The 26,901-nt window shown below is 42.0% G+C and carries 23 protein-coding genes and 1 CRISPR repeat array; of the genes, 11 read left to right on the top strand and 12 right to left on the bottom strand.

Features of this window, described 5'->3' with window-relative positions; genetic code table 11:
* Positions 1–298 (top strand): hypothetical protein (locus tag ACFOHL_RS11160; protein WP_376920312.1); only part of this gene is annotated, 298 nt, incomplete at its 5' end.
* Between the two features lie 4 nt (positions 299–302).
* Positions 303–1,014: a CRISPR direct-repeat array (repeat unit 28 nt; unit sequence GTTCGCTGCTACACACGCAGCTTAGAAA).
* Between the two features lie 12 nt (positions 1,015–1,026).
* On the opposite strand, the gene ACFOHL_RS11155 is transcribed toward ACFOHL_RS11160, so the two are convergent.
* Entirely contained in the window at positions 1,027–1,629 is a 603-nt protein-coding gene (locus ACFOHL_RS11155; RefSeq protein ID WP_376920311.1) for a TIGR04211 family SH3 domain-containing protein, read from the bottom strand.
* A 402-nt stretch (positions 1,630–2,031) separates the two neighbouring features.
* Here ACFOHL_RS11155 and ACFOHL_RS11150 point away from each other — a divergent pair, with 402 nt between their 5' ends.
* The 4 genes from ACFOHL_RS11150 to ACFOHL_RS11135 all read left to right on the top strand — a co-directional run bounded on the left by ACFOHL_RS11150 (position 2,032) and on the right by ACFOHL_RS11135 (position 8,794).
* Positions 2,032–3,522 carry a CYTH domain-containing protein gene (locus ACFOHL_RS11150; RefSeq protein WP_376920310.1) on the top strand — a complete coding sequence of 497 codons (1,491 nt, stop codon included), beginning with the start codon at positions 2,032–2,034 and terminating at the stop codon, positions 3,520–3,522.
* Positions 3,523–3,807: 285 nt separating this feature from the next.
* Positions 3,808–4,371 carry an alkyl hydroperoxide reductase subunit C gene (gene ahpC / locus ACFOHL_RS11145; protein WP_376920309.1) on the top strand — a complete coding sequence of 188 codons (564 nt, stop codon included), beginning with the start codon at positions 3,808–3,810 and terminating at the stop codon, positions 4,369–4,371.
* 209 nt (positions 4,372–4,580) lie between these two features.
* Positions 4,581–6,176: an alkyl hydroperoxide reductase subunit F gene (gene ahpF / locus ACFOHL_RS11140; RefSeq protein ID WP_376920308.1), complete on the top strand. Its 1,596-nt coding sequence runs from the start codon at positions 4,581–4,583 to the stop codon at positions 6,174–6,176.
* 227 nt (positions 6,177–6,403) lie between these two features.
* The gene (locus tag ACFOHL_RS11135) at positions 6,404–8,794 is read left to right on the top strand and encodes a M12 family metallo-peptidase (RefSeq protein ID WP_376920307.1); all 2,391 of its coding nucleotides are present in this window, start codon (positions 6,404–6,406) and stop codon (positions 8,792–8,794) included.
* A gap of 87 nt (positions 8,795–8,881) precedes the next feature.
* Here the strand turns inward: ACFOHL_RS11135 and ACFOHL_RS11130 are convergent, their stop codons facing one another.
* Positions 8,882–10,132 carry a malic enzyme-like NAD(P)-binding protein gene (locus ACFOHL_RS11130; protein WP_376920306.1) on the bottom strand — a complete coding sequence of 417 codons (1,251 nt, stop codon included), beginning with the start codon at positions 10,130–10,132 and terminating at the stop codon, positions 8,882–8,884.
* A 229-nt stretch (positions 10,133–10,361) separates the two neighbouring features.
* Positions 10,362–10,574, bottom strand: coding sequence for a 50S ribosomal protein L31 (gene rpmE, locus ACFOHL_RS11125; protein WP_376920305.1), 213 nt, complete (start codon positions 10,572–10,574; stop codon positions 10,362–10,364).
* Positions 10,575–10,792: 218 nt separating this feature from the next.
* Between rpmE and priA the strand changes: the two genes are divergently transcribed.
* Positions 10,793–12,985: a primosomal protein N' gene (gene priA, locus ACFOHL_RS11120; RefSeq protein WP_376920304.1), complete on the top strand. Its 2,193-nt coding sequence runs from the start codon at positions 10,793–10,795 to the stop codon at positions 12,983–12,985.
* Between the two features lie 41 nt (positions 12,986–13,026).
* On the opposite strand, the gene ACFOHL_RS11115 is transcribed toward priA, so the two are convergent.
* The 5 genes from ACFOHL_RS11115 to xseA all read right to left on the bottom strand — a co-directional run bounded on the left by ACFOHL_RS11115 (position 13,027) and on the right by xseA (position 17,846).
* Complete coding sequence (locus ACFOHL_RS11115; RefSeq protein ID WP_376920303.1) at positions 13,027–13,524, bottom strand: hypothetical protein; 498 nt, start codon at positions 13,522–13,524, stop codon at positions 13,027–13,029.
* 34 nt (positions 13,525–13,558) lie between these two features.
* Positions 13,559–13,966, bottom strand: a complete 408-nt coding sequence (locus ACFOHL_RS11110; RefSeq protein WP_376920302.1) for a CPBP family intramembrane glutamic endopeptidase — start codon at positions 13,964–13,966, stop codon at positions 13,559–13,561.
* Between the two features lie 340 nt (positions 13,967–14,306).
* Positions 14,307–14,627 (bottom strand): CPBP family intramembrane glutamic endopeptidase, encoded by a 321-nt coding sequence (locus tag ACFOHL_RS11105; protein ID WP_376920313.1) that lies wholly within the window; start codon positions 14,625–14,627, stop codon positions 14,307–14,309.
* A 651-nt stretch (positions 14,628–15,278) separates the two neighbouring features.
* The gene (locus ACFOHL_RS11100) at positions 15,279–16,292 is read right to left on the bottom strand and encodes a hypothetical protein (protein ID WP_376920301.1); all 1,014 of its coding nucleotides are present in this window, start codon (positions 16,290–16,292) and stop codon (positions 15,279–15,281) included.
* 138 nt (positions 16,293–16,430) lie between these two features.
* Entirely contained in the window at positions 16,431–17,846 is a 1,416-nt protein-coding gene (gene xseA, locus ACFOHL_RS11095; protein WP_376920300.1) for an exodeoxyribonuclease VII large subunit, read from the bottom strand.
* 107 nt (positions 17,847–17,953) lie between these two features.
* On the opposite strand from xseA, the gene guaB reads away from it, so the two are divergent.
* From guaB to ACFOHL_RS11070, 5 genes are all read left to right on the top strand, one after another.
* On the top strand, positions 17,954–19,423 hold the full coding sequence (gene guaB / locus ACFOHL_RS11090) for an IMP dehydrogenase (protein ID WP_376920299.1): 1,470 nt from the start codon (positions 17,954–17,956) through the stop codon (positions 19,421–19,423).
* 67 nt (positions 19,424–19,490) lie between these two features.
* Entirely contained in the window at positions 19,491–21,068 is a 1,578-nt protein-coding gene (gene guaA / locus ACFOHL_RS11085; protein ID WP_376920298.1) for a glutamine-hydrolyzing GMP synthase, read from the top strand.
* Between the two features lie 117 nt (positions 21,069–21,185).
* Entirely contained in the window at positions 21,186–21,626 is a 441-nt protein-coding gene (locus tag ACFOHL_RS11080; RefSeq protein WP_376920297.1) for a hypothetical protein, read from the top strand.
* A 141-nt stretch (positions 21,627–21,767) separates the two neighbouring features.
* Complete coding sequence (locus ACFOHL_RS11075; RefSeq protein ID WP_376920296.1) at positions 21,768–22,382, top strand: pseudaminic acid biosynthesis-associated methylase; 615 nt, start codon at positions 21,768–21,770, stop codon at positions 22,380–22,382.
* A 3-nt stretch (positions 22,383–22,385) separates the two neighbouring features.
* Complete coding sequence (locus ACFOHL_RS11070) at positions 22,386–22,838, top strand: GNAT family N-acetyltransferase (protein ID WP_376920295.1); 453 nt, start codon at positions 22,386–22,388, stop codon at positions 22,836–22,838.
* A gap of 16 nt (positions 22,839–22,854) precedes the next feature.
* Here ACFOHL_RS11070 and ACFOHL_RS11065 read toward each other — a convergent pair whose 3' ends face one another.
* The 4 genes from ACFOHL_RS11065 to ACFOHL_RS11050 all read right to left on the bottom strand — a co-directional run bounded on the left by ACFOHL_RS11065 (position 22,855) and on the right by ACFOHL_RS11050 (position 26,882).
* Positions 22,855–23,271, bottom strand: coding sequence for a hypothetical protein (locus ACFOHL_RS11065; protein ID WP_376920294.1), 417 nt, complete (start codon positions 23,269–23,271; stop codon positions 22,855–22,857).
* 72 nt (positions 23,272–23,343) lie between these two features.
* Positions 23,344–24,309: a phospholipase A gene (locus tag ACFOHL_RS11060; protein WP_376920293.1), complete on the bottom strand. Its 966-nt coding sequence runs from the start codon at positions 24,307–24,309 to the stop codon at positions 23,344–23,346.
* A gap of 14 nt (positions 24,310–24,323) precedes the next feature.
* Positions 24,324–25,166 carry an MBL fold metallo-hydrolase gene (locus ACFOHL_RS11055; RefSeq protein WP_376920292.1) on the bottom strand — a complete coding sequence of 281 codons (843 nt, stop codon included), beginning with the start codon at positions 25,164–25,166 and terminating at the stop codon, positions 24,324–24,326.
* Positions 25,167–26,882 (bottom strand): proline--tRNA ligase, encoded by a 1,716-nt coding sequence (locus tag ACFOHL_RS11050; protein WP_376920291.1) that lies wholly within the window; start codon positions 26,880–26,882, stop codon positions 25,167–25,169.
* Between the last annotated feature and the right edge of the window lie 19 nt (positions 26,883–26,901).

The following is a 26,901-nucleotide window of genomic DNA, read 5'->3' as shown; positions in this document are numbered from 1 at the left end:
CCATTTATCTATCGACCAATTATATACCCTCAATCGTGCTGTCGTTGACCGCATTGATGAATTACAAGCGAAACAAGACAGAGAAGCGCTCGCCATGCTGCGTCCTAGCATGAAAGTGCAATTTACCCACGATAGCAAGACGGTGACAGGCACATTACTAAAGAAAAACCGCAAGACAGTGTTAATTGCTAATGACAATGGCAAAACACACCATAAAGTGCCAGCCGGTATTGTGAGGCATATTAGTGCCGCGGCATTAAACTTAAATCAGACAGTTGTACAGAACGGTCTAAAATGATCGGTTACGCTGCTACACACGCAGCTTAGAAAATTTGATCGCCTACGCGATCTTTGTATATTTCGTTCGCTGCTACACACGCAGCTTAGAAAAGCACGTGCAGTACATGTTATTTCATGTTGCTGTTCGCTGCTACACACGCAGCTTAGAAAAGCACGTGCAGTACATGTTATTTCATGTTGCTGTTCGCTGCTACACACGCAGCTTAGAAACTGACGACTTGCTTCAGCATGTAGCTAACGGCGTTCGCTGCTACACACGCAGCTTAGAAAAATATCTAGCGCGTATTCTTCAATGCTTCGCAGTTCGCTGCTACACACGCAGCTTAGAAATGAACTAGGCATCGGCGCGTCCGTGTTTCCGGGTTCGCTGCTACACACGCAGCTTAGAAACTCAAAGACGGATCGACATTCAAAGTAGATGTGTTCGCTGCTACACACGCAGCTTAGAAAGCAACGTGACAGCATTAAGACGTATGTTAAGAGTTCGCTGCTACACACGCAGCTTAGAAATGACAACTGCGTCTTGATTGCCGCTAAGTCACGTTCGCTGCTACACACGCAGCTTAGAAAATCTTCAGGTTTTAGCTCCCCGACAAATTTCTGTTCGCTGCTACACTCGCAGCTTAGAAAGCGCATAAGCGACGTTATAACAAAAGCTGCTCTTTGTTGTGCTGGAGCAAGTACCTGTTCGCTGCTACACACGCAGTTTTGCGCGATGCACATCAACTAAGAAATGAATTCACTTTTGTTTTTTCTCCGCCCATACATCCCCATCAAATACCCCACTACGACACTAATTAAGGCCAGCACAGTCCCGCGCGTAAACCATTGCATATTGCTTTGTCTTTCTTGTTTTTGAATTTGTTGTTTTAGTGACGACAATTCTTCTAAGTGCTGCGTAATTTGTCTATTTAACTTGGCTTTCTGGCGGCTGGACTGTGCTAAATTTTTCTTAATGGCCGACAGTTCTTTTTGTTTTTGCTCCAGTTCCTTTTGTTTATCATCAAGTAGAGATTGCAAATTCGACATTTGTTGACGAATGGACGGTTTGCGGCTGACAAACTTGCTCTCAACCCAGCCTCTTCGCTCGCGTGGATCAACAATTTCAGCAAAACCTTTTACTTGGTCAACTTGCACTAACTTAATCTCTGTGCCTGCTTCGATAGAACCGAGTAGTCTAAAGTCTCGACCTGGGCCAGCGTGCATGTAAATGAATAAATCGTCTGAAATGAATCGTGTATCAGCACTTGTTTCGTCATTAGGTGTATCGACTTGCGCAATGGTCGTGCTACAGAGAAAGAGAAGTAATAAAAGTAAAGTGAGACGCATAGTGATGATATTTACTGTTTAGTGTTGTCGTGGTTTTTGCTGTATCTATTCAAAGCAGGTCGAGTGAAGCTTAGTTATTGGTATCAAGGGGTAAAAAACTCTATAAAATAAACATAAGCCCTGACCATCGGCTAGAATCATAGCATATTTGCTTTATGTTGCAGCTTTTTGAAATAAGGCCATTAAATTTACTGGTCTGTGCGGTTAACTAAAAACGGTGATTGTCCGAAACAAGTCCACAGAAAAACGATAAATCCGAAGAGATGAGCTACATCGCAAGGCTTTGATGGTATGCTTATCAAGATTAAATAACCTGATGTGATGGTCACTCCCCTTTTCGGCATCAGGCTAAACAACAATTAACAACGAGTCACAGACTCTCACTGTGTTCAATGGAAAATTATGGAAGTTGAGTTAAAACTTGCAGTAAATGGTGATGCCTTGCCTGCCTTGAAAGACAAGGTGCTTCCGGCAATCAAAGGAAGTATTAGTGCCAAGGAAAAAGAAGTATATAACGATTATTTTGATACCGCTGATTGTGTGTTGCGAAAGCACAAAATTGGATTTAGGGTCAGAACGCAAAATGGTCGTTACGAACAAACCGTTAAAACACAAGGTCAAATTAGAGGTGGCTTGCATCAGCGCCCTGAGTACAATATTGAGTTAGACAGACCTGTTCCAGATATCAGTAAGTTTCCTGCTGATATTTGGCCTGATGGAATAAGTATCGCTGAACTTGGCCAATCAGTGGAACGCGTTTTTACCACTAACTTTACTCGGTATGAATTTGATATTGTGTTGGATAATGGACGGGTGGAACTTGTCTATGACGTCGGTTGCGTCGAAACAGAAAACGACAAAGTCGACATTAACGAACTTGAGCTAGAGCTAAAGGAAGGTCAGGCTTCAATATTGTTCGAGCTTGCTGAGATAATAAGTGCTCACTTACCTATTAGGATCAGCAATACCACAAAAGCGGCGCGTGGGTATCGTTTGGTGAATGGTCAGTTTCCCAATATAAAAGCTTTGCCAAAGTTTTTGTCTTTGACATTTGAAGACTCTACCGAGCAGGGCTTGTGCAAGGCAATCACCTGCGCCTTGGATCATTGGCAGTACCACCTGAGTATCTTTGTCAATACAGGCGAGTTAAAGGCATTGACGGAAATAAGAGAAAGCATGTCTTTGTTACTCCAAAGTGTCTCTTTGTATTTACCGGTTTTGCAATCAGATGACTTATTGAGATTACACAGGCAACTTCTTGCCCTGACACAAAAATGGAAATGGCAAGACGAACTTCAAGCCATTGGTCGTCTGCGTTCAAAAAAAGGTGCATTTAGTAAACGCATTCCAAAAGATGCGAGCATAATGAACTATTTGCAAGGCCGAAAAGAAAGCTTACTTATTGCCTACGATCCGCTCGCTCGCTTATTGGCGAAGGAGTCGATAGAGCTTCAGCTATTTGCATCAAAAATGTTGTTAGAAAAACCGTGGCGCGAACAAACTTCGGGCGCAGACATTCCTGTGCGAAAACATGCGAATGGTTGGTTGTCTCAAACTTGGCAAACAGTAATGCAATCTCTGCCAAATGAAGACGCCATGGATGCGGGAAAATACTTAGCACTTGAAGTGCTTCTCAAACAGTCATTGACCAACGGTTTTTTGTTGGGAGATTTATTCACCGAATCCAGAGGCACCTTCAGAATGCCTTGGTTAGATTTGCAACAGGGAATTGGTGAACTTAAGGCCATTGCTTTTATGCGCAGTGCATTGTCAGAACTAGATATAGAGGCGCCCACAGAATTTAGTGATTGGCTGGATGAAAAAAGCGCCGCCCTACTTGAGGTGATGGAAAAGTCACGTCATGTAGCCATGCAGGCTGAAACATATTGGTGACAAACACAACTTGCCCAAGCAATAGATCGCTTTATATTGGGAACCGACCGCGGCAAATTTAAGCATTCAATCAAGTGCCATCTTGTTTTTCAGCTCAATGGCTACATCTTCACCAAGATTGTCGCTATGTTGAGCGAGGGCGATTTGGCTTTAATCTGTTTTTACGATTAAGCGTATCGGTTCTTTTCATTTTATTTTGAACGCGAACATCTATATCTTACTAATCAACGTAATCAATCACGTTATTGAACTCAAACATTTAATTTATTTAAGAGGAAAACTGCAATGTCTATGATTAACAAAACGATTCCTGACTTCTCTGTTGAAGCCTTTCACAACGGTGAGTTTACAACAGTAACTAGCGAAGACGTAAAAGGTAAGTGGTCAATCTTTTTGTTTTATCCTGCTGATTTTACTTTTGTTTGTCCTACAGAGCTTGAAGACATGCAAAAGGTTTACGCTGAATTACAAGAGCTAGGTGTAGAAGTTTATGCGGTTTCAACAGACTCTCACTTTGTGCATAAAGCTTGGCATGATGCGTCTCCAGCAATCGGTACGCTAACGTATCCAATGCTAGCAGACAATGTGTTTACTTTGTCTCGCGGTTTTGATGTATTGATTGAAGAAGATGGTCGCGCACTACGTGGTACCTTCTTGGCGAACCCAGAAGGTGTGATCAAAGTTGCAGAAATTCACGATTTAGGTATTGGTCGCTCTGCTAAAGACATGGTGCGTAAAGTCAAAGCTGCACAATATGTAGCAGACAACGATGGTGAAGTATGTCCAGCAGCATGGGAAGAAGGTCAAGCAACCTTAACTCCTAGCTTGGATTTGGTAGGTAAAATCTAAATTTTGTTCACTAAACAATGTATGGCTCGCAGCAATGTCTGCGAGTCTCATTGGGAGTAAATGATTGCTTGTATTTAGGGCAAGGTGTCTGCCTTTAGTTTTAGCAATCTGAGCAATCATTTACTTCCAATGTTCATCCCAAATTTATAAATTTTTATGCCGCGAGTTACGGTCGAATACTTGCGGCTAGTATAAAGGAGTACCCGAATATGTTGACTCAAGATATTTTAAACGCGTTAAAAACTTACATGAAAGATTTACAGAACACGATCACGCTAGTTGTGCAAACGGGCGAGCATGATAAAAGGCAGGAGCTTGTTGATATGCTTAGTCAAATTGCCTCGTTGTCTGATAAGGTCAGTGTAGAGGAGCGTGATACAAATGGGGTACTGCGTTCACCGCTTAGCTTTACTTTGGAGCAAAATGGTCAAGCTAGCGGCATCGTGTTCTCAGGTGTGCCAGGTGGGCACGAGTTTAACTCGCTGATATTGGCCTTGCTGCAAACTGGCGGGAGTAAACTAAAATTAGACGACAGTATTCAAAACATGGTGAAAAAGGTTAACAGCAAACTCGATTTTCAAGTATTTGTTAGTTTGAGTTGTCATGCATGCCCAGACGTAGTTCAAGCCATGAATCAGTTCGCTCTACTAAATGAAAACATTAGCGCGGAAATGATAGATGGCGGGGTGTACCCAGATTTAGTTGACGAGAAAAAAATTCAGGGCGTGCCGACTGTCTTTTTAAATGGAGAAGTGTTTGCAAGTGGTAAAGTCGAAATCGCGGGTATCGTTGAAAAGCTCGGAAAAGTGGCACCGGAAATATTGCAAGCTTCAAATGACGAGCCCGAGTTACCCTTGCAGGATGTCACCGTTATTGGCGGTGGCCCAGCAGGTGTTGCAGCAGCAATCTATTCCGCTCGAAAGGGTTTGAATGTGACGATTGTCGCTGATCGCTTTGGTGGTCAGGTTAAAGACACCATGGGGATTGAGAATTTGATATCTGTGCCAAAAACTACTGGGCCAGAATTGGCTGGCTCTCTCATGCAGCACCTCAATGATTACGATGTCACTTTGAAAGAGCATTTACGTGTAGACAGTATCGAAAATGGTTTTATAAAAACGATTCAACTGAACAACGGTGAGGTTTTCAAAACGAGAACTATTATCGTGGCAACCGGTGCCAATTGGAGAGAGTTAGGTGTACCCGGTGAAAAAGAAAACATCGGCAATGGTGTTGCCTATTGCCCACACTGTGATGGCCCATTTTATAAAGGAAAAGACGTGGCAGTGATTGGTGGTGGTAACAGCGGTGTTGAAGCGGCATTAGATTTGGCCGGTATTGTTAACAAGGTCACCGTGTTCGAATTTATGCCAGAGTTAAAAGCGGATGGTGTATTAGTCGAGCAGCTAGAAAAACGTGACAATATTTCGGTAATAAAAAATGTCGCCACTAAGCAAGTACTGGCTGAAACTGGCAAAGTGAATGCAATTGAATACATCGATAGAGAAACAAACGAAGTACTCAAAAAAGATTTGCAAGGCATCTTTGTTCAAATTGGCTTGGTACCCAACTCGAAAGTTGTCGATGGACTTGTCGATTTGAGCAAACACGGCGAAATCATTATCAATGAAAAAGGACAAACCAGTGAAGAAGGGATCTTTGCTTGTGGTGATGTGACTACCGTGCCTTACAAGCAAATTGTCGTCGCAATGGGGGAGGGCTCAAAGGCTGCTTTGGCCGCATTTGATTACCTCTTGTTAAACCCAATTGAAAACGCTGAAGCGGATGGAGAGAAAGCGGCTTAAAAATAACTGTGTTGTTTGAGAGAAGGCTATTCAATTGAATAGCCTTTTTTCTTTTGTGGGGTATTGCACGGCGGGAGAGAAACTTCCAAGTACAATCACGCCATGAAAGATATTGATATTTATACTTTACCCTGCTGTTTCATATTCGAGACACTACAAGTTGGTAGTATTATTCCTTAAAGTATGCGGAAAAACCGCATGATAAGAATGAAATTTTAGGTATACCAATGAATACGAACTTCAATTCAATGGACAGTCTAGTATGCAAATTGCTTGTTGCTGTCGTAATGAGTAGCTTGTCACTTATCGCTTTCGCAAAAGCCAATTTGATAGATGCTCATCAGCATATACACAAAGCTCAACTTGTTAATCCTTCAGACACAAATTTAATTCTAAACAATAATGGTTCATCTACATACACACTGCAACTAGTAGATAAAAGTTTGGAGTTTGAATTATTTGAAAACAAAGCCTTAATGGAAATCATGGCGTCGGGTATTCGTAGCAGTGACGAAATCATTTATTTTACTGGCAATATTAAAGGCAATGATGCGTCATGGGCGCGACTGACCTATCAATCCAACCAAGTTACTGGTGCTTACTATGATGGTAATTCACTCTATCTGATAGAAGCATATAAAAACGTTGCTTCAGCATTGCAGCATCGAGCCTTACAAGGACACCTGTCTCAATTATCAAAAAAAAATGAATACAGTACGGTAGTAGTCGATATCCAAGATGTAGACAGTACTAAAACATGTGCGCTGCACGACCATTCAGATCAGTCGCTTTTGCAAGTCAGAAGCTATGATAGTTTTGTTCAGAACTTGAAAGTTGGATTTGCAACAGTAGCAAGAGAAATTAAGATTAACTTAGTTGCCGATACTAATTTTGTATCTAGTAGTAACAATGCTACTGCCGAAATGTTGAGTCACCTGAATGTGGCAGATGGTATCTTTTCAAATCAATTGAATATCAACATCGTAGCAGATGAAGTGATCGAATTAGCTGATAACGGTGATTTGACAAGTACCGATGCCCAACAACTATTGTTCGCATTTAGGGATAGTAATATCGCAAACCCTGGTGTTAAACACTTGTTTACTGGTCGAAACCTTGACGGCTCTACGGCAGGTATTGCTTACGTTGGCGCACTATGTAATCGCTTTGCCGTTGGCTTAACCCAGCGCGTCGGTGCGCTAACTTCATTGGTTTTTACTCATGAGCTAGGCCACAACTTTGGTGCGCCGCACGACAATCAGAGTGGCTCTGCATGTTCTAGCACACCCAGTGGGTTTGTAATGAATCCAAATGTAAGCTCAGGGGGTAGAGAATTTTCAGCATGCAGTATAGAAAACATCCAAACAGTAATAGAGGCGACAGCTCAACGTTTTAGCGCCTGTCTTGTCGAAAAAGTAAGTCAAGCTCCCGAGATTACATCTACCCCTAATACTTCAGGAAAAGTAAATATAGCCTATTTATACGATGCGGATGGCTTCCTTGACCTAGAGGGTACAGCACCCTTTGAGTTTAATTTGGATATTGCTCCTGATGGGATGTCAATTGATCAAGATGGAAAAGTAACTTGGATGCCACAACCTTCTGATATCGGCACTGTCCCAGTTCAAATTACCGTCTCAAATAGCATGGGTCATGACACGCAGTTTTTTGAAATTTCTGTTTCAGAAGATGACACAAGCAATGATTTTATTAATTTTAATGAATACCCAATAAATTCACACGATCTTAGTCAAGATAAGACGGGTGGGGCTTATGTTGGAGATACCGCATATACGCTTGTATTGGAAGGCAATACTTGGAAAAGCATACCGTTTAATTATACGGTTACTGAAAACACAGTACTCGAATTCGAATTTAAAAGCAGCGGTCAAGCTGAGATTCAAGGTATAGGCTTTGGCAACGAAAACAAAATAAATTCGCAACTTTCGTTTTCGGTTTATGGCACTCAAACTTGGGGAATCACCGATCATCGGTACCTGAATGCACCCAATACTCAAACATTTACAATAGCCGTGGGAGAGTATATTGAGGGAAATTATGATCGCCTTGTTTTCTTCAATGATAACGATGCAAATAAACAGGGCACGAATACTGTAATTAGCAATGTAAAAATATACGAATTACAAAATACACCGAGCCCGCGGGAAGATGAGCCAGCGCCGCTAAACTTAGGTCAAATGAATATAGCATCGATAACTGGGCAAGATGGAAACGGCACGGTCACTATCGTTGAAAATGGCTTGGGTATTGAACTAGAGGGTAATAAGTGGGAAATATTTACAGTTATGGACATCGAAGTACAACCCTCAACTGTTATTGAGTTCGAGTTTAAATCGACCGCGCAAGGAGAAATTCAAGGATTGGGATTTTTCAATGGCACTGAAATAAACTCCAATCGAGCATTTAAACTTTTAGGGACTCAAGAATGGGGAATCACTGATTTTGAATATACGCAATTTGGGCAGTACCAAAGATTTGCCATCCCTGTGGGCCGCTATTTTACGCAAACGAGTCTAAGTATGACCTTTATAATGGATCATGATGTGAGTAATCCAACAGGGAATGCAATTTTCAGAAATATCGTAGTGAAGAATTGATGACGTTTTTCAATGCAAGCTATCTTCGTATTGCAGAGTCTTAGTTAAATAAGCCATGATTGCAAACTGCCTCATGGCTTTTATTTACTATAAACTAGTGGAATACTGTGGCGGTAAGGATGTGACTTGAGCGACACCTGAGTCGATCGCCGCCATGGCGACAGCACTTGCGATACGTTGGCGTAGACGAGGATCCATTGGCTTGGGAATTATATAGTCTTTCCCAAACTCCAAACTATCTGTATTGGATGCGTGTAATACTTCTTGTGGCACGACTTCTTTTGATACGCTGCGCAGTGCCTCAACTGCTGCAACCTTCATATCATCATTAATTTCCGTAGCTCGCACATCCAATGCGCCTCTAAAGATAAATGGGAAGCACAGCACGTTATTGACTTGATTAGGGTAATCAGAACGACCTGTTGCCATGATCAAATCATTTCGAACAGAATGCGCTAGCTCTGGTTTAATTTCCGGATCAGGGTTAGAGCAGGCAAATACGACTGGATTCGGAGCCATAAGAGCCAAGGTTTCAGGCTGCAAAAGATCTGGGCCAGAGACACCCAAAAATACATCTGCGCCAGTCATGACATCTTCGATTGTGCGTTTATCGGTATTGTTGGCAAATAGCTTTTTATGCTCTGTTAAATCATCCCTGCGTGTGTGAATCACACCTTTGCGGTCGAGCATATAGATTTTTTCGCGCTGCGCACCGCACTTAATCAACAATTCCATACATGCAACCGCTGCAGCGCCCGCACCCATACAGACTATGCGCGCCTCACAAATATCCTTACCTTGTATTTCAAGTGCATTTAACATACCCGCTGCTGTGACAATCGCCGTACCATGCTGATCGTCATGAAATACGGGAATTTTACATCTCTTAATTAACTCTTGCTCAATTTCAAAACATTCTGGCGCTTTTATATCTTCAAGGTTGATACCGCCGAAGCTATCGGCAATATTGGCAACAGTACTGATAAATTCTTCTGTCGTGCGGTGCTTTATTTCAATATCAATCGAATCAATGCCTGCAAAGCGCTTAAACAACAACGCTTTGCCTTCCATTACGGGCTTTGATGCGAGTGGACCTAAATTCCCCAAACCGAGAATTGCGGTGCCGTTAGAGATTACCGCTACCATGTTTCCTTTTGCTGTGTATTTGTACGCGGCATTCGGATCTGCAGCAATTTCTTTCACAGGCTCTGCAACACCGGGGCTGTATGCTAGTGCGAGGTCGTCAACATTGTCTGCTGGGGTGGTAAGTTCAACGCTTATTTTTCCTGGAGTGGGCAGAGCATGATAGTCTAAAGCTTTTTGACGAAAATCTGTCATTACAAATTGGCCTAATTATAGTTTGCGTTAAAAATTCTTTGTTATTGGTCACTTACGATAGCATACCATGCCCCAAAACGAGAGCTTATAGTCGTCGATGTCGATGTAAATAACTGGAATTCAGGATAAATAAGATCTGTAAGGCAGGTTAATACTTGCTTGTGTTTGGGTATAAAAAAAGCGCCAAGTCGTTAAACCGATGGCGCTTTTCAATGATAATGTGCGTGTCTTATTTAGAAGACAAAGCTCCAAAACGTTTCTTGAAGCGATCAACACGACCACCAGTATCAACATTACGCTGCTTACCAGTATAAAAAGGGTGACAAGCTGAACAAACGTCAAGGTTTAGGTCTTTTTTCAAAGTAGAACGAATGTTTAGTACGTTACCACAAGAACAAGTCGCTTTTATCTCGTTATATTCCGGATGAATATCTGCTTTCATTTGGATTACCTTATATTTAGGCCGCCTCGCTATAAAGCTCCGTAAGCTAAACACCAAGCGTTGTTTATCGTATTCGGCCTTCGTTAAACTTACTGCAAACAAAGACCGTAAATTTGGGAAGCGGATACTAGCAAGTTGGTTTACTATATTCAAGTCTTTAAATGTAGTTCCTGTTATTCTATGGTTACAGGAGATATCAAATACATCCGATAGAGACAGTGAAAGTAGTCCAAGTTGCCATACCTATTCCTCTTAGAAAGCAGTTCAATTACCAAGTGCCCGAGGAATTACCCAATATTCTTAGCTTGAAAGTGGGTATGCGAGTACTTGTGCCCTTTTCCAATAAAAAATTGGTGGGTATTGTCTGTGATCTAGATGCAAGTACAGACGTTGATGAGACTAAACTAAAAAGTATAGAAGCAATTTTAGATGAGTTTCCTGTTTTATCTTCGCATTTACTGGTTCTGGGCGTTTGGCTGGCGGATTATTATTTACATCCTCTGGGTGAGACCTTGTTCAGTATGTTGCCAGCTAAGTTGCGCAAACACGAAAAACTAACTGAGCTGAATCAGACTTATCTTAAGATAGCAGAAAACGTAGAACGGAAAGACGCCCTTTTATCACTCCGTCGAGCAAAGAAGCAACTCGCTTTGTTTAGAGCTTTGTTCGATCATAGTTTGAGTCTAAGCGAAGCAAAAAGCGAGTATTCCACACAGACTGTCAAAGCACTGGAAGAAAAAAAGCTCATAGAGTATGAGGAACGGATTGCGCCCAAAAATGAGTGGCAACATGCACTATCAATCGAGCGTGCTTTTGATGCGAATGTGGAACAAGCGATTGCCATATCCACAATCAATAAATGCTCGACATATGCAACATTCTTACTTGAAGGGGTGACGGGCAGTGGCAAGACCGAGGTATATTTACAAGTCATTGAGGCAGTGCTAAAAAAGCGCCAACAAGTACTGATTTTGGTGCCCGAGATAGGCCTTACCCCGCAAACTGCAGATCGTTTTCAGCGGCGTTTTGGTGAGATTGTGGCAATGATGCATTCTGGGTTAAGTGATAGTCAGCGTTTGTGCGTCTGGCATCAAGCACGCCGAGGTGATGTAGGTATTGTTATCGGCACGCGGTCGAGTGTTTTTTTACCCTTTGAAAACTTGGGTATGATCATCGTTGACGAAGAACACGATGATTCTTTCAAACAACAAGACGGCTTGCGCTATCACGCTAGGGATTTAGCTGTATTTCGCGCCGTCAAATTAAACATTCCTCTTATATTAGGCAGCGCTACGCCATCATTGGAATCATTGCACAATGCCAATACGCAAAAGTATCATCATCTAACCCTGAGTAACCGGGCAGGAAATGCAAGCTTACCTAGTCAGCACTTACTGAACATAACGGGGCAGCAGCTTCAATGTGGTATCGCGCAAGGCATACTCGACAAAATGGCCATACAACTGGCTGAGGGAAATCAAGTACTGATTTTTGTCAATCGACGTGGTTTTGCGCCTTCACTTATTTGCCATCAATGTGGTCATGTTGAGACCTGTGTAGGTTGTGAGTCACCTTTTACCATGCATAAAATTGCGGGAAATTTACAATGTCACCGTTGCGGTAATCAACGCTATATTCCGCACAAATGCAGTCAATGTGGCAACACTGATTTAAGTACGGAAGGGCAGGGGACCGAGCAAGTTGAAGGTTTTTTGTCTGCGTATTTTAGCAATTATTCATGTGTTCGAATCGACAGCGACTCCACACGCAGTAAAGCGCGTCTAAACGAAATCCTCGAATCAATTAACAACAATAAGCATCAAATCTTAATTGGCACTCAAATACTATCCAAAGGGCATCATTTTCCAAATGTTACCTTGGGGCTTGTGCTCAATTTAGATGCCTTGTTGTTTAGTGAAGACTTTCGTGCCGCTGAAAAAATGGGACAACTGATTACGCAATTAAGCGGTCGAGCAGGGAGAGCGAATAAGCAGGGCGAAGTATGGTTACAAACACATCAACCTCAACATCCTTTAGTTCAGGACTTGGTAAACAATGGTTTTATGTCGTTTTCACGGAGCTTGCTTGAGGAGCGGCGCGCTGCCAATCTCCCTCCATTTAGTTTTCAAGCATTGCTGCGTGCGGAATCACAGCACCTTGACAGAGTGTTAGAGTTTTTGAACTATGCAAAAAGTATGTTGGCGCAGTTTATTAATGCAAAAGTTATTGGACCATTGCCTTGTGTAATGGAAAAAAAACAAGGGCGCTTACGTTATCAACTAGTTATTCAGAGCGACCATCGAGGATACCTCCTTTCGATCATGCAGCAAGCATTAATAGAATTAGATAACCACAAGCTCAGCAGCCGAATCCGGTGGTTAGTAGATATGCAACCTCAGGACTTTAGTTGATACGACGATAAATTACCTGCTTAGTCTCTAAGCAGAGTACCTCACTCGACTCTTTTGAAAGTCGTTTCCAAGTATGTGCTAAGCCAAACGCCATTTTTGTATTCACCTACCTTATAATTATATGTGTTCTCGTCCACATATTCCCATCCGTCACTAATCAAGGATTTTCCATAGTAATATTGGTAGTAAATATTCTTATTTTCAATCGTAACAAGGCCTTCGGTAAGACCATTGAAAACGTCAAACTCCCAAAATTTTATCTTGTTACTTTCTGCATCATATTTTCTGACACCATGATTTCTGAGGCCAAAAGTGGTTTGGTCTTTATCGGTAAAGCCCTTTGTTTCAGCAATGACAATCTTATCAGATAGCTCAAACCGATAGCTCACCTCTTGTTTGAAGACTGCTCCACTTTTCCATTTGCCTTCAGCCTTCCAAGTACTGCTGGCCATATACTTAAAAGCGTCTAAAGGGTTGGCATGGCCAAACAAAGGGAATAAGAAAAGAAATAGAGTGAAAATGGTGGGTAAAATTTTCATGCGTTGTTTTTCCGGTAAACAATTTATTATATTGTCAAATAATCATAGCAATAAAGGCAAGTGAGTTGTTTTGAATATGCAATGCTACACAATAATACAGGTTTTTAGTTTTGTAACGCACATAAGTAACTATGACAGAAAACATCAACAGATAAACGAAACTGGCAGTATTGAAATCGAGATGCATCAATGCGAACAGTGTTGAGGTCATCGTGATTGACAAGATAGGTTTGAGCCCAGAATGCGTCAAACGATTGAACAGTAAACCCCTAAAGATTAGCTCTTCTTGGAACGGTACAATAATGCACAGACTGATTCCAAATAAGAGTAACTCAAACCACTCTAGGTTTTGGGTTTTTTGAGCCAAAGTCGCTTCTGGTATACTAATTTCTAAATAATACCTAATTAACCCTTCAATGATATGAATTGTAAAGCCGAGCATCAGTATCTTAGTCAACACAGACAACTTTATTCGGTTACATGCTAAAAACTCGAAAGGGAAGGGCTTGGCGAACCAGTTTTTACATTGTAAAACGGGCTTCTTTATGACGAACAAAACAACAGCCAGACTTAATATACTACTGCAGGCAAGAACATATACACCGCTCAAAGAATCAAGTTTATCTGGTTCTAGTCCAAAAAAAACTACACAGACTAGAGCAAAAATTGATTGTACTCCCCACGCTAAGACAATAGTCCATAAAATAGAGCCGGTGATAGTGTAACTAGGTATAGAAGGGTCTTTAGAATACAGTTGCGTTTTCACAATATTTAAATTTTTGTTAATAGATAAAAACAGTTTTGAGTAATATGTGAGCGCATATCGCTGTTATGAGATTGTGCTTGTTTCGCAGATGATACAGGAACAAGCCGACGAAGAATAATGGTATGAGCGCCTTTATAGATAAGCCGATATGGAAAACAGTCCAAATTGTATTCAGTATCAATATACTTGAAAGTTTGTTGAGCTTTTTGTTTAAGGCGGTATAAATTTTTTCCCGAAACACAATTTCTTCTAACAAGGGAAGTGCAATAAATAAGAGGATATATGCATAGATGGATTCTATTGAGTATGCGAGCCCACCAATATCTCCTATCAACATTGGTAAATATTTGTATATCAAGTGGCAATATGCAAACACCCAAAAGATACTAATTAATTGTGGTAGAGCGCCCAAGTAGTTTTTAATGTCATCTAAGCTGCTTTTGTAGATGCTAACGCTTAATAGAGCGAGACTATACAAGCCCGTTATTAAGAGCCAATTTTCTTTTTGCAAGCCCTGCCCTAGTAACACAGGCAAGGTTATTAAAGGCAGTGCAATAGCAAAATAGATCGGATACTGCATGAAAGTGACCGAAGTGTTGAGAGAAAACCAAAATTTGTTGAGATCACTGAAGTGATCTCAACATCTATTTGTAGCTTTACTATTTTTTTGAAAATTAAATGCTAATAACTTGTTTTTTCTTCAGCATATCTTTGTTTGAATCGAACAGTGGATTCACAGGCAATATATTCGTATAGCTTCTGGTGTGGTTCAAGCTGTCTCTAAGTACAGGTAATAGAATTCCCTTCTAAAAACCGCTTGATTGAAAGTATGGTTAATGAGTGACAGTATAGAGATGAGGATGGTTTAAAAAATACGCAGGATGTTACTAAGGCAAATATACAATCGTTTAGGAAAACAACAATAAAATGTAGATTTCAATTTTGCTTCTTAAACAAATTATACATTTTTGCGTCAAAACAAATAAATTCAGCCATCACTGCGCATCGAGCGCATAAAAGCAGACTCTGGCGGCACTTCTATTTTCGCAATGCTTTGCTCAACAATTGGCAGCATTACCATGTCAGGGAAATTGCCTGATAACTTGACGAATTTATCGCCTTTTTTGAAAAGGTAATTTGTCGTGTAGACGGGTTCGAGCCCATTTTTCAACTCAACCTGAAACGCGTAGCCTTCTAATACTTTGCTATTTTTTTTGATAGTAAGCGGTTTTATTTCAGAGATTGAATATTCATTGATACCTGCGCGTTCAACCAGTGCTTGAACTTGCATATGTTCCGAATTTAACTCGGCAGCTAAAAGATCGGCATCTTTCATTTCTTTTGAATACGCAAAGGGAGAAACCGGATAAACGCTGATGTCTACAATCGCATCTATATATTCTGGGTGTTCATATCGTGCGATACTGCCTTGCATAGGGTCTCGATACAAAGCCTGTTGTTGCAGTGCAAAATCACCAATTTGTGCGGGAATAGACAGCTCTTGCTGATAGTTACTGGCGCCAAGCGTTTGATAAATACGCTCTGCATCGAGTACTTCTGCTCGTCTGATATGGCTTACCCAAGTATCTAACAATTTGCTCGCGGCGTTGTTTAATTTTTCCGTTGTCAGGGGGAGACTGATATTTTGTGTGATGTTCAAGTCATCTATCGGGACGCCACGCCAGTTTGTTGTGATTTCCATTAACAGCGCTGGCGAGCCGTCTACATCGATCAATGTGTCACCCACTAGCACTTCATATTCAGATAAAGCCAATGCTTCTCTTACATCATCGGCGTACTCATTACTTTCAATTAGTTGTCTGAGTGCTTGTTTGTCGAAATTATGGGTATTACATTGTGTTGATTGACAATACTCTTTGGCTTCTGTGCTGAGGCTGGCAGCATAAAAAGGCATGTCTTGTTTGGTGCTTGCATTAGCGTACGCGATGCTACATGCGAGGCCAATTGAAGTTAGGACGACAGAAAATAAGCTGTACTTCATAAATACGACAACACCAAGAGTATGATTTGTTATAACTTGGTATGAATTTTAACACTGCTACTGCATCCTAACAAACAAATTTATAACATTTGCCACATTGTTGACACAAAGGATACACATATCAATTACTTATGATGGTTATTTTTTTATTGTTACTTTGGCTAAAAAATCACCGTCTTTTAGGTGGGTGCGTATGCATTGGCCTTCTTGTACGTCGTTTATAGAACGAATGATGTTGTCATTTTTTTCTTCGTAGGTAATGCTGTAGCCTCTGGCGAGTGTGGATAGAGGACTCACCGAATCCAATATGGCGCTTTGATTGGCGAGTAGTTGTTTAGCCTCATTTACTCTAGCTTGGATTGTTGTAAACAGGTTTTTTTGTTGTTGTGCGATTAAACCTTGTAAGCTAGCAATGTTTTCTACCGGCGATAAACTTTCGATTTTGTGCTTGGTCAAATCAAACGCTTGTTTTTTATTAGCAATTTTTGCAAGCAATGCTCTTTGCATGCGCTGAGAAAGTAGCTCTACGCTTGCCTTTTGCGATTGAATAGCGGCGTGGGGATGACTATTTTCTAGACGTTGGTTAAGCCGATCTAGGCCTTGAGTTTGCTGCTGAATCAATCGCATCGGTGACTGTGTTTTCAGACGATGAAATAAGCCATCAATTCTATTTACATCATGCGCTTTTCTATCTTGTATTGTTTTTTGTAGCCGCTTGAGCAGTTGATTTAAATTGTGTTGTATGACTTGTAAATCGGCACTCACAATTTCCGCAGCTACAGAAGGGGTAGGAGCGCGTAAATCCGCAACAAAATCAGCAATGGTAACATCGATTTCGTGACCGACGGCAGATACTACAGGTAAGCTAGATTCAAAGATTGCTCGAGCGACGATTTCCTCATTAAACGGCCAGAGATCTTCCAATGAACCGCCGCCACGACCAACAATCAGTAAATCAACTTCTTTGCGCCTATTAGCGACTTGTATTTGCTTGACAATTTCCTGTGCTGCCAAGTCCCCTTGCACTGCGGCTGGGTACAATATGACTTCAAGCGTAGGGTTTCGTCGCTGCAGCACATGAAGAATATCGTGAATGGCTGCACCCGTTGGAGAGGTGACTACGCCTATCTTCTTTGTGATTTGAGGCAAAGCTTGTTTGTGTTCGTTGTTAAATAAGCCTTGTTCAGATAAAGCTTGTTTAAGTGCTTCAAACTGCTGTTTGAGTTGTCCAACACCCTCCGGTTCCATGTGCTGAACAATCAGTTGGTAGTCGCCCCTTGGTTCGTACAAACCAATACTGGCGCGTACTAGTACTTTATCGCCTTGTTTTGGACGAAAGTTAACACTTTGGTTGGCTCCCTTAAACATCGCACTGCGTACCTGTGCCTGTTTGTCTTTTAAGGTAAAATACCAGTGCCCTGAGCTTGCCGAGACAAAGTTACTGATTTCTCCCGTTACCCACACTAAGCCTATTTCGCTCTCCAATACTCGCTTTGCAAAACGGTTGAGTTTAGTGACACTTAATATACTGACTTGATTTGAGGTAGCGAACATAAATGATTTATTTTTGATAATTTTCCTTATTATTCTAGTTTACCTAGACAATAAAAAACACTACAATTACGCCGCAATTAAACCACTACCAAAACAGGTGAAATTGCATGCTACGCATCGAAAAAGAAGCATTAACTTTCGACGACGTTCTGCTCGTTCCTGGGCACTCTACTGTGTTACCCCACACAGCAAACTTAAAAACAAAACTCACTCGCAAAATAACCCTCAACATGCCTTTAATGTCTGCGGCTATGGATACTGTTACCGAAGCAAACCTTGCTATTGCTCTGGCGCAAGAGGGTGGCATTGGTTTTATTCACAAAAATATGTCTGCACAAGCGCAAGCTGAACACGTATTAAAGGTTAAAAAATACGAGAGCGGTGTCGTTCAAGATCCTGTGACGGTAAGGGAGCACGCTAGTATCGGAGACACCAAGGCTTTGAGTAAACAGCTTGGTTATTCTGGATTTCCTGTTGTGGATGAAGACAATAACTTGATTGGTATTGTGACAGGACGTGACTTGCGCTTTGAAAATCGTTTGGATCAGCCAATTTCAACCGTCATGACGCCAAAAGAGAAGCTAGTTACGGTGACATCAACAGCAACGGCTGATGAGGTTATGCATTTGATGCATGAACATCGGATTGAAAAAATATTGGTAGTGGATGAGGCGTTTCGACTGACAGGCCTGATTACGGTCAAAGACTTCAAAAAAGCGAAAAGCAAACCGAATGCATGTAAAGACTCGCAGGGACGTTTACGCGTAGGGGCTGCAGTGAGCGTAGGTGCTGGCACAGAAGAAAGAATCAAATTGTTAGTCGAAGCTGGGGTAGATGTCTTACTGATTGATACCTCTCACGGGCACTCTCAGGGTGTGATTGATCGGGTAAAAGCGGTACGTGAAGCCTACCCAGAACTGCAACTTATTGCCGGTAACGTAGCAACTGCGGAAGGAGCCTTGGCACTTGCAAACGCTGGCGTTGATGCAGTAAAGGTGGGAATCGGCCCTGGTTCAATTTGTACCACGCGTATTGTGACAGGTTGCGGTGTACCTCAAATTACCGCAATTTCAGATGCAGTCTCTGCGGTTGATGAATTGGGTATTCCGGTCATTGCTGATGGCGGTATCCGTTTTTCAGGTGACATTGCTAAAGCGCTGGCGGCGGGAGCGAGCTCAGTGATGGTTGGGAGTATGTTTGCCGGAACGGAAGAGGCTCCCGGTGAAGTAGAGTTATATCAGGGGCGTTATTATAAGTCTTATCGAGGTATGGGCTCACTCGGCGCAATGAATCAAAGCAATGGTTCATCAGATCGCTACTTTCAAGACAGTAAAAATGCTGAAAAACTGGTACCTGAGGGTATAGAAGGCAGAGTCGCATACAAAGGGCCTATTGCGAACATTATTCACCAACAACTGGGCGGGTTGCGCTCAGCCATGGGCTTGACGGGTTCGGCAACAATAGATGAACTTCGCACCAAACCCAAGTTTGTTAAAGTCACATCAGCAGGCATGGGCGAGTCGCATGTGCATGATGTCAGTATTACGAAAGAAGCGCCCAACTACCGATTAGGTTAAGTCAAATCTGTTGTATATGCCTTTGCTAATTTGCTGAGGCATATACTTTTTTCTTTAGGAACAATCCATGTCAATTAACATACATAGCCAAAAAATACTTATTTTGGATTTTGGCTCACAATATACTCAACTCATTGCGCGACGGGTACGCGAAATAGGTGTCTACTGCGAACTATGGGCATGGGATGTAAGTGAAGACGATATTCGCAATTTTTCACCAGATGGCATTATTTTGTCAGGTGGGCCTGAGTCTGTCACTGAAGACGGATCGCCAAGAGCGCCGCAATATGTGTTTGAAGCCAATATACCTGTATTAGGTATTTGTTATGGTATGCAAACCATGGCGCATCAGCTGGGTGGCAAAGTGCAAGGGTCGGATTTACGCGAATTTGGTTATGCTCAGGTTGAAGTTGCGAAGGCGACCGCCTTGTTTGACAAAATCGAAGACGGCATTTCTGCCAGTGGGAATGCACTTTTGGACGTGTGGATGAGCCATGGCGACAAAGTTGCCGACATTCCAGCAGGTTTTGAAACGATCGCTATGACCGAAAACTGCCCACATGCGGCAATGGTCAACACAGAAAAGCAGTTTTATGGTGTGCAATTTCACCCCGAAGTCACACACACAAAGCAAGGCTTGCGTGTACTTGAGCATTTTGTCATCAATATTTGTCAATGTGAAAAGCTATGGACAGCGGCTTCAATCATTGAGGATGCCGTTTCGCGTATTAAAGAACAAGTGGGAGATGAGGAAGTTATTCTTGGTTTGTCTGGAGGTGTAGATTCGAGTGTAACAGCAATGTTACTTCACCAAGCTATCGGCAAACAACTCACTTGTGTTTTTGTTGATAACGGCTTGCTGCGTTTAAATGAAGCACAACAAGTAATGGAAATGTTTGGCGATCATTTTGGCCTCAATATTGTTAAAGTTGATGCAGAAGCGCGCTTTTTAAACGCGCTTTCGGGAGAGACCGATCCAGAGCTAAAACGCAAAATTATCGGCAACGAGTTCGTATACGTTTTTGACGAGGAATCGGGCAAACTAAGTAACGCTAAATGGCTAGCTCAAGGCACTATTTATCCAGATGTGATCGAATCAGCTGGCTCTAAAACGGGCAAAGCCCATGTCATTAAATCACATCACAACGTGGGTGGCTTACCAGAGGATATGAAACTCGGTCTAGTAGAGCCACTTCGCGAGCTGTTTAAAGATGAAGTGCGCAAAATAGGTTTAGAGCTAGGATTGCCTTACGACATGCTGTATCGCCACCCCTTCCCTGGTCCAGGTCTTGGCGTGAGAGTACTCGGCGAGATTAAAAAAGAATACTGCGACCTTCTCAGGCGAGCAGATGCTATTTTTATTGAAGAGCTTCACAAAGCAGACTTATATCACAAAGTTAGCCAAGCTTTTACTGTATTTTTGCCCGTTCGCTCTGTTGGAGTAATGGGGGATATGCGTAAATACGACTGGGTGGTATCACTTCGAGCCGTCGAAACCATTGATTTTATGACCGCGCGTTGGGCGCATTTACCTTATGATTTCTTGGGGCGTGTGTCTAATCGAATCATCAACGAAGTAGATGGCATTTCTCGTGTCGTATATGATATTTCAGGGAAACCGCCTGCAACTATTGAGTGGGAGTAATTACCTATTCATTCCACCAGTTTTTGATTTTGTAGAGTCGATATACTCTCCTTTTCTATTAAGATAAGGCGAGTATAAGCTCTTATAAAAACAGCGTTGATAACTATTGGAGTAAAAATGGACGTTTACAACACACCGCAAAGTAGTGTTAGTGTCGCTGAAGAAAACCCCAAAAAGCGGATACTATTAGGGAAAATTTTGGCTGTCATGAGCTTACTCATGCTGGTTTCGGCATTAGGCTTGGTGACAACACTGTATACTGTAATTAGTATCTTTCAAGACATGAGTATGTTTGGTGAGGGCGATCCCAAAGTCATGGCGGGTGAGCTCAGCCGCTCTATTCTACAAATAGTAGTGTACTTATTGGTTTCAATAATAGGCGTATGTTGTGCCGTTATCTCAATGTTTGTTTCTAGCTATCGCTCGAGACTACTATTTAAACTTTGGGTGTTCTCATCGATTGTTATGATCTTAACTATTCCTTTGGGCACGGTAGTTGGCTTTTTATTCGCAATAGTTATTTTTGTTAAGCGGAAAGAATTTAGAGACAACACATAGAACTTGTCTATTTGTTATCTTTTGCCTTTTGGCTCGTATCTTGCTGGTCTACCTTCAAATGCACCGTCCGGTGCCGAATTTTGACGCTTAAACTCGAGAAAAGTGTCAATTGAGTAGCATTCAAGTTGAGCAAAAAATTACATGCAAGAATATAAGACTGAGCAAGAAGCGTTTTGGGCCGAGGACTTTGGTACAGACTATATTAAACGCAACAATTCGGCGCAGTTGTATCACAGTAAAGTAGCAACATGGGCTAAAATGCTGAAAGCGACAGCTGGGCTCACTTCAGTGCTTGAATTGGGGTGCAATATCGGCTTAAACCTCAAAGCCATTCATGGTTTGAATCCCTCGGTTAAATTGCAAGGTGTTGAAATTAACCAAGAGGCGGCAACACAGGCGGCAAACTTGGGTATTGCCGATATTTATCAGGACACAATTTTAAACAAACTCGAGTTGTCTCCCGTCGATTTAACATTTACCGCCGGAGTCCTTATTCACATTAATCCTGACCGTTTACACGTGGTATACCGCAATTTAGTCAATTTAAGTCGTCGTTATGTGTTGGTTGCGGAATACTACAATCCAAGCCCAGTGAGTATTGAATATCGCGGTCACCAAGACCGATTGTTTAAGCGCGACTTTGCCGGTGAGTTGATGTCCGAGTTTGGTCTAAAATTAGTTGACTATGGTTTTGTATACAAGCGTGACAATTGGACACCCATGGATGACATCACTTGGTTTTTGTTGGAGAAGTGATTAATGAATATTAGAAGCGCGATCGCCTCCGATGCAGATGATGTTTATATGTGGCGAAATGATGACCTTGTGCGAAAAATGTCGTTCAACTCCGACAGGGTTGATTATTCAACACATATTAAGTGGTTTAACGAAGCGCTAAACGACGACAATCGCTTACTTTTTATTGGTGAGCTGCACGAACATAAGATTGGTATTTGCCGTTTTGATTTAGATACGAACAGCACGCCTTTGTCTGCGAGGGTGTCTATTCATATGAATCCAACCTTCAGGGGACGGGGTTTAGCGAAGAGTCTATTGCATAAAGCGATACAATGGTATCGTTCTCAAGAAGAAGATATTGAATTGATCGCTGAGATTAAACCTGAAAACAAAGCCAGTATTCAGTTGTTTTCTAGTTTAGGGTTTGTTCTTCATAGTCGAAGCACTGCATTGCTAGAGTACCACTTTTATTGAAAGAGCTGAGGCTATATTACAATTTGTAAGTTTTTTGGATCAGATGCGCCGTTCTGCTAATAAGGGTATTTTCAAGTGCTTTGTTTGTGGGGGGGACGTTGATTACAAACTCAGCTGGCACAACCGAGGCTTGTGCTGGAGAAGGCTTAAAATTTGCCAAGATATAGTCAATGACAGCGTTATAGTGGCATTCCGTGTCGGCATTTAGGTTAATTCCAATATGATTAGTATGGCTTAGGTAAACGGAGCCAATGAGTTCATCATTGTCAAAAACTACTAACCATTCGCGATAAGGATGCTGGGTACAAAACGCTAGATGTTCATCAAGTGTTACGGTGTTTGTGTGACTAATGAGGTGCTTTCTAGCAAGCAGTAGTTCATATAGTGCGTGAGCGTGAGCGTCAAAATTAAAGGGTTTAAATACTAGCTGCATAAGTTAAGTCGTAAACCTTTTTTCTTACCAACAGTAGCAATAGAATAAACCATATTCAAAAGCTCACTCAGTCTATAATATTCTTAGTTGAACACCTAGACCAAAGCGTTGTTGATGTCTGTTGTAGTCAATCAGCGAATCGCCATACCCATTAAAGTATTGCAACAATAAATCATATCGTTTGGTAAGTGGATAAGTAAAATTAAGTTCCAGACCGCTTCGGTTATCCCCAAATGACAGGTTGTTCCGCCAACGAGCGAGTAAATTGACTTTGCCCAACTGCTTAACGAAGCCGAGCTCAGCGCGGCCATAAAAATCATTAATATCCGGGTTGTCATCACCAGTGGGATCTAAAGGATCAGTCTTATCATCTTCGGGTAAACGCCACCATGTTTTCAGATAATATGCGGTGTCCTTATCACTAAAAAGCGCAGTGGCGACCACTCTATTCCAACTCCTAGACTTTAAGCCGTCTTGCCCATTTGAATGATGGTTAAAACCAATTTGCGCCAAATTAAACCGATATCCGAAAATGTCCCAGTCTGCTTGCCATTGGTAGAATACTTCTGGTTCGTAATTTGTTTCTCTAAATGGCTTTGAAGCCTCGCTGTTATACACTTGCCAAAATGAAGTGGTGGTAAATCCAAAAAAAAGTCCAGTATTACCATCATCTTTTAGAAAGATTGGTGTTTTAATACTGATTTGAAATTTTGCTTCTAATTCATCAATAGCTTCTTCTGGTAAGCCATCTATCGTGATATTGTTTGGATTACTGACATGAGTAAGCGGTAAAAGATAATTACTGCGATGCTGAGTGATGGAAAAGGGATTTTTGTTTGCTACGCTGTCTTTGTTTCTTCTTTCGTCAAGTACTGAAGGGGTCTCAGGTGTACTCGCTTCTTTCTGCTCGATAATCTGAATGACATTTTCCACGACACCTGTTTCACTTTCCTGCGCGTGAACGTGAATAGGCGAAGCTGAAAAAACGCAGATAAAAAAGACACTCGCAAGGCGTTGTTTGTATTGCGTTCCTGTCATTTTTAGTTTCCTTTCTATATGGTAATGGTTAAACCTTCGTAAGCTGCAATACATTGAGCATTTGTGGCGCCGCCAATTTTAAGTATTTCATCTGCATGTTCGGTAATTTTGTCTACTTCACTGTCGGTTCTTTCGGGGTCATGGCTGTATAAGGCCAGCGTTTTCACATTTGCTCCCATGGCTAGTTTTACCGCCTCTTCTGCCACTGAATGCCCCCAACCTGACTTCGCTGGCATGTCTTGTACTATATATTGCGCGTCATGGATCATCAAATCAGCATCTTTTGCAAATGATACAAAACTCAAAAAATCCCCTTCTTTTTGATAGGGAGGGTACAACTCATTGTCCGTAATATAACTGAGTTTGCTGCCACCTTCGACAATACTGTAACAACTGCCTCCTCCGGGGTGGTTCATGGGGCGGCGAGTTATAGTCGCATTTGCTATTTGCCAACTGTTTATGTCTTTGTCGATTTCAGTAATTTGAATATCCGCTGCGAGTACTTCTTTGGGGACAGGGAAGTATGAACCTGACATTTGATCCAAAACCGCGGAAGGCTGATGTGTTTTTGTTAGCCCAGGATAAATAACAATTTTTCGCTCTTTTTGGTAGGCAGGAACAAAAAAAGGAAAGCCTTGTATGTGATCCCAGTGATTATGGGATAAGAGCAGATATATTGGTGAGCTTTTCGCGGCAAGTTGCTTTCCCAACAAACGAATGCCCGTTCCTGAATCTAGTACAATATCCGTACCATCATTTAATTCGACATGTACACATGCTGTGTTGCCGCCGTAACGGGCAAAGTCGGCCCCGGGAGTCGCAATTGACCCTCTGACGCCAAAAAAAGTCACTTTCAACTAGACACCTTCTTGGTTAGTCAAGCAAGCAACTACCTCGTCAATATTAAGGAGCTGCTTCTCACCTGTTTTTCGGTTTTTATGCTCTACTTGCAGATTATCTAGATTTCGCTCACCAATCACAACACTATGAGGTATGCCAATTAATTCCATGTCATTAAACATAACACCTGGACGTTCCTTTCTGTCGTCAAATAGCACCTCAACACCAGCAGCAATAAAATCTGTATATAGGCGGTTAGCAACTTCTGCTACTCGCTGGGATTTGTGCATATTCATAGGGATGATTACTATCTTAAACGGGGCGATGGCCTCAGGCCATTGAATACCAAATTTGTCGTTGTTTTGCTCTATCGCTGCGGCGATGATACGCGTGATACCAATGCCGTAACAACCCATTTGCAATATCTGGTGTTTGCCTGATTCATTGAGCACACCACAATTAAGTGCTTTAGAGTATTTTTCTCCCAACTGGAATATGTGACCGACTTCTATGCCTTTACGTATCTCTAGTTTGCCTTTTCCATCTGGAGAAGGATCACCTGCGACAACATTTCTAAGATCAGCTACTTCGTAGTCAGGTACATCCCGGTCGAAGTTGGCGCCTGTGTAATGTTTGTCATCTGTGTTGGCACCACATATAAAGTCACTGCACATCGCGGCACTGCGATCGACGAGTATCGGGCACGGCAAATTAACTGGCCCAATTGAGCCAAAACTTACGCCAAACGTTTCTTTTACCTCGTGTTCATTTGCCATGACCAGTGGAGAACTAAGCAGTGGGTGCTTTGTCGCTTTTATGTCGTTTAGGGTGTGATCGCCGCGAAGTACAATGGCAACAAATTGATGACCAGTGTCTTCGCCAGCTTTTACGATTAAGGTCTTGATACATTTGTCAGCGCCGGTGTTCAAAAAAGCTGCGACATCTTCAATCGTCTTAGCATTTGGCGTGTCGATAATTTTAAGGGATTCTTTGGGATCTGCACGTTCACCAATGGCAAGGGCTTCTGCCAATTCCACATTTGCCGCATAATCCGAAGCTTGGCTAAACGCAATATCATCTTCACCTGATTCAGCGAGAACATGAAATTCGTGGGATACCGCACCACCAATAGAACCTGAATCGGCAATAACTGGGCGATAATCTAGGCCAATGCGTTCAAAAATATTGCAGTAGGCTTGATGCATGCGTTGGTATGTTTGGTCGAGGGACTCACTGTCAGCGTGAAATGAATAGGCATCTTTCATAATAAATTCGCGACTGCGCATTATACCAAAACGAGGCCTTACTTCGTCTCTAAACTTTGTTTGTATTTGGTACAAATTTAGCGGCAATTGTTTGTAGCTGCTTACTTCATTTTTTACAAGAGCAGTGATGACTTCTTCATGCGTGGGGCCTAGTACAAAATCCCGCTGATGGCGATCCTTGATTCGCAACAGTTCTGGGCCGTATTCTTCCCAACGGCCAGATTCTTGCCATAAGTCCGCAGGCTGCACCACGGGCATACTAATTTCGATAGCCGCGGCTTTGTTCATCTCGTCTCTAACGATTTCTGTCACTTTGTTTAGTACGCGGAGGCCGGTGGGTAGCCAAGTGTACAAGCCAGAAGCGAGCTTCCTGACCAAGCCAGCACGGATCATCAATTGATGGCTAACAATTTCTGCTTCTGCAGGTGATTCTTTTTGAGTAGCAATTAGATATTCTGAAGTACGCATTTTTATTATTAATCGTAAA

Source organism: Agaribacter flavus (assembly GCF_042646125.1).
Classification (GTDB): domain Bacteria; phylum Pseudomonadota; class Gammaproteobacteria; order Enterobacterales; family Alteromonadaceae; genus Glaciecola; species Glaciecola flavus.
Note: the sequence above shows the minus strand (reverse complement) of the source record. Positions and strands in the feature narration are given on the sequence as shown.

Bases quoted from the DNA above. Each gene is read 5' to 3' on its own strand.
- ACFOHL_RS11060 (WP_376920293.1), bottom strand. From the start codon at position 24,309: ATGACAGGAACGCAATACAAACAACGCCTTGCGAGTGTCTTTTTTATC.
- ACFOHL_RS11100 (WP_376920301.1), bottom strand. From the start codon at position 16,292: ATGAAGTACAGCTTATTTTCTGTCGTCCTAACTTCAATTGGCCTCGCA.
- guaB (WP_376920299.1), top strand. From the start codon at position 17,954: ATGCTACGCATCGAAAAAGAAGCATTAACTTTCGACGACGTTCTGCTC.
- rpmE (WP_376920305.1), bottom strand. From the start codon at position 10,574: ATGAAAGCAGATATTCATCCGGAATATAACGAGATAAAAGCGACTTGT.
- ahpF (WP_376920308.1), top strand. From the start codon at position 4,581: ATGTTGACTCAAGATATTTTAAACGCGTTAAAAACTTACATGAAAGAT.
- ACFOHL_RS11150 (WP_376920310.1), top strand. From the start codon at position 2,032: ATGGAAGTTGAGTTAAAACTTGCAGTAAATGGTGATGCCTTGCCTGCC.
- ACFOHL_RS11130 (WP_376920306.1), bottom strand. From the start codon at position 10,132: ATGACAGATTTTCGTCAAAAAGCTTTAGACTATCATGCTCTGCCCACT.
- ACFOHL_RS11115 (WP_376920303.1), bottom strand. From the start codon at position 13,524: ATGAAAATTTTACCCACCATTTTCACTCTATTTCTTTTCTTATTCCCT.
- ahpC (WP_376920309.1), top strand. From the start codon at position 3,808: ATGTCTATGATTAACAAAACGATTCCTGACTTCTCTGTTGAAGCCTTT.
- ACFOHL_RS11135 (WP_376920307.1), top strand. From the start codon at position 6,404: ATGAATACGAACTTCAATTCAATGGACAGTCTAGTATGCAAATTGCTT.
- ACFOHL_RS11110 (WP_376920302.1), bottom strand. From the start codon at position 13,966: ATGCTCGGCTTTACAATTCATATCATTGAAGGGTTAATTAGGTATTAT.
- ACFOHL_RS11075 (WP_376920296.1), top strand. From the start codon at position 21,768: ATGCAAGAATATAAGACTGAGCAAGAAGCGTTTTGGGCCGAGGACTTT.
- ACFOHL_RS11105 (WP_376920313.1), bottom strand. From the start codon at position 14,627: ATGTTGATAGGAGATATTGGTGGGCTCGCATACTCAATAGAATCCATC.
- xseA (WP_376920300.1), bottom strand. From the start codon at position 17,846: ATGTTCGCTACCTCAAATCAAGTCAGTATATTAAGTGTCACTAAACTC.
- ACFOHL_RS11065 (WP_376920294.1), bottom strand. From the start codon at position 23,271: ATGCAGCTAGTATTTAAACCCTTTAATTTTGACGCTCACGCTCACGCA.
- ACFOHL_RS11070 (WP_376920295.1), top strand. From the start codon at position 22,386: ATGAATATTAGAAGCGCGATCGCCTCCGATGCAGATGATGTTTATATG.
- ACFOHL_RS11050 (WP_376920291.1), bottom strand. From the start codon at position 26,882: ATGCGTACTTCAGAATATCTAATTGCTACTCAAAAAGAATCACCTGCA.
- ACFOHL_RS11155 (WP_376920311.1), bottom strand. From the start codon at position 1,629: ATGCGTCTCACTTTACTTTTATTACTTCTCTTTCTCTGTAGCACGACC.
- ACFOHL_RS11080 (WP_376920297.1), top strand. From the start codon at position 21,186: ATGGACGTTTACAACACACCGCAAAGTAGTGTTAGTGTCGCTGAAGAA.
- guaA (WP_376920298.1), top strand. From the start codon at position 19,491: ATGTCAATTAACATACATAGCCAAAAAATACTTATTTTGGATTTTGGC.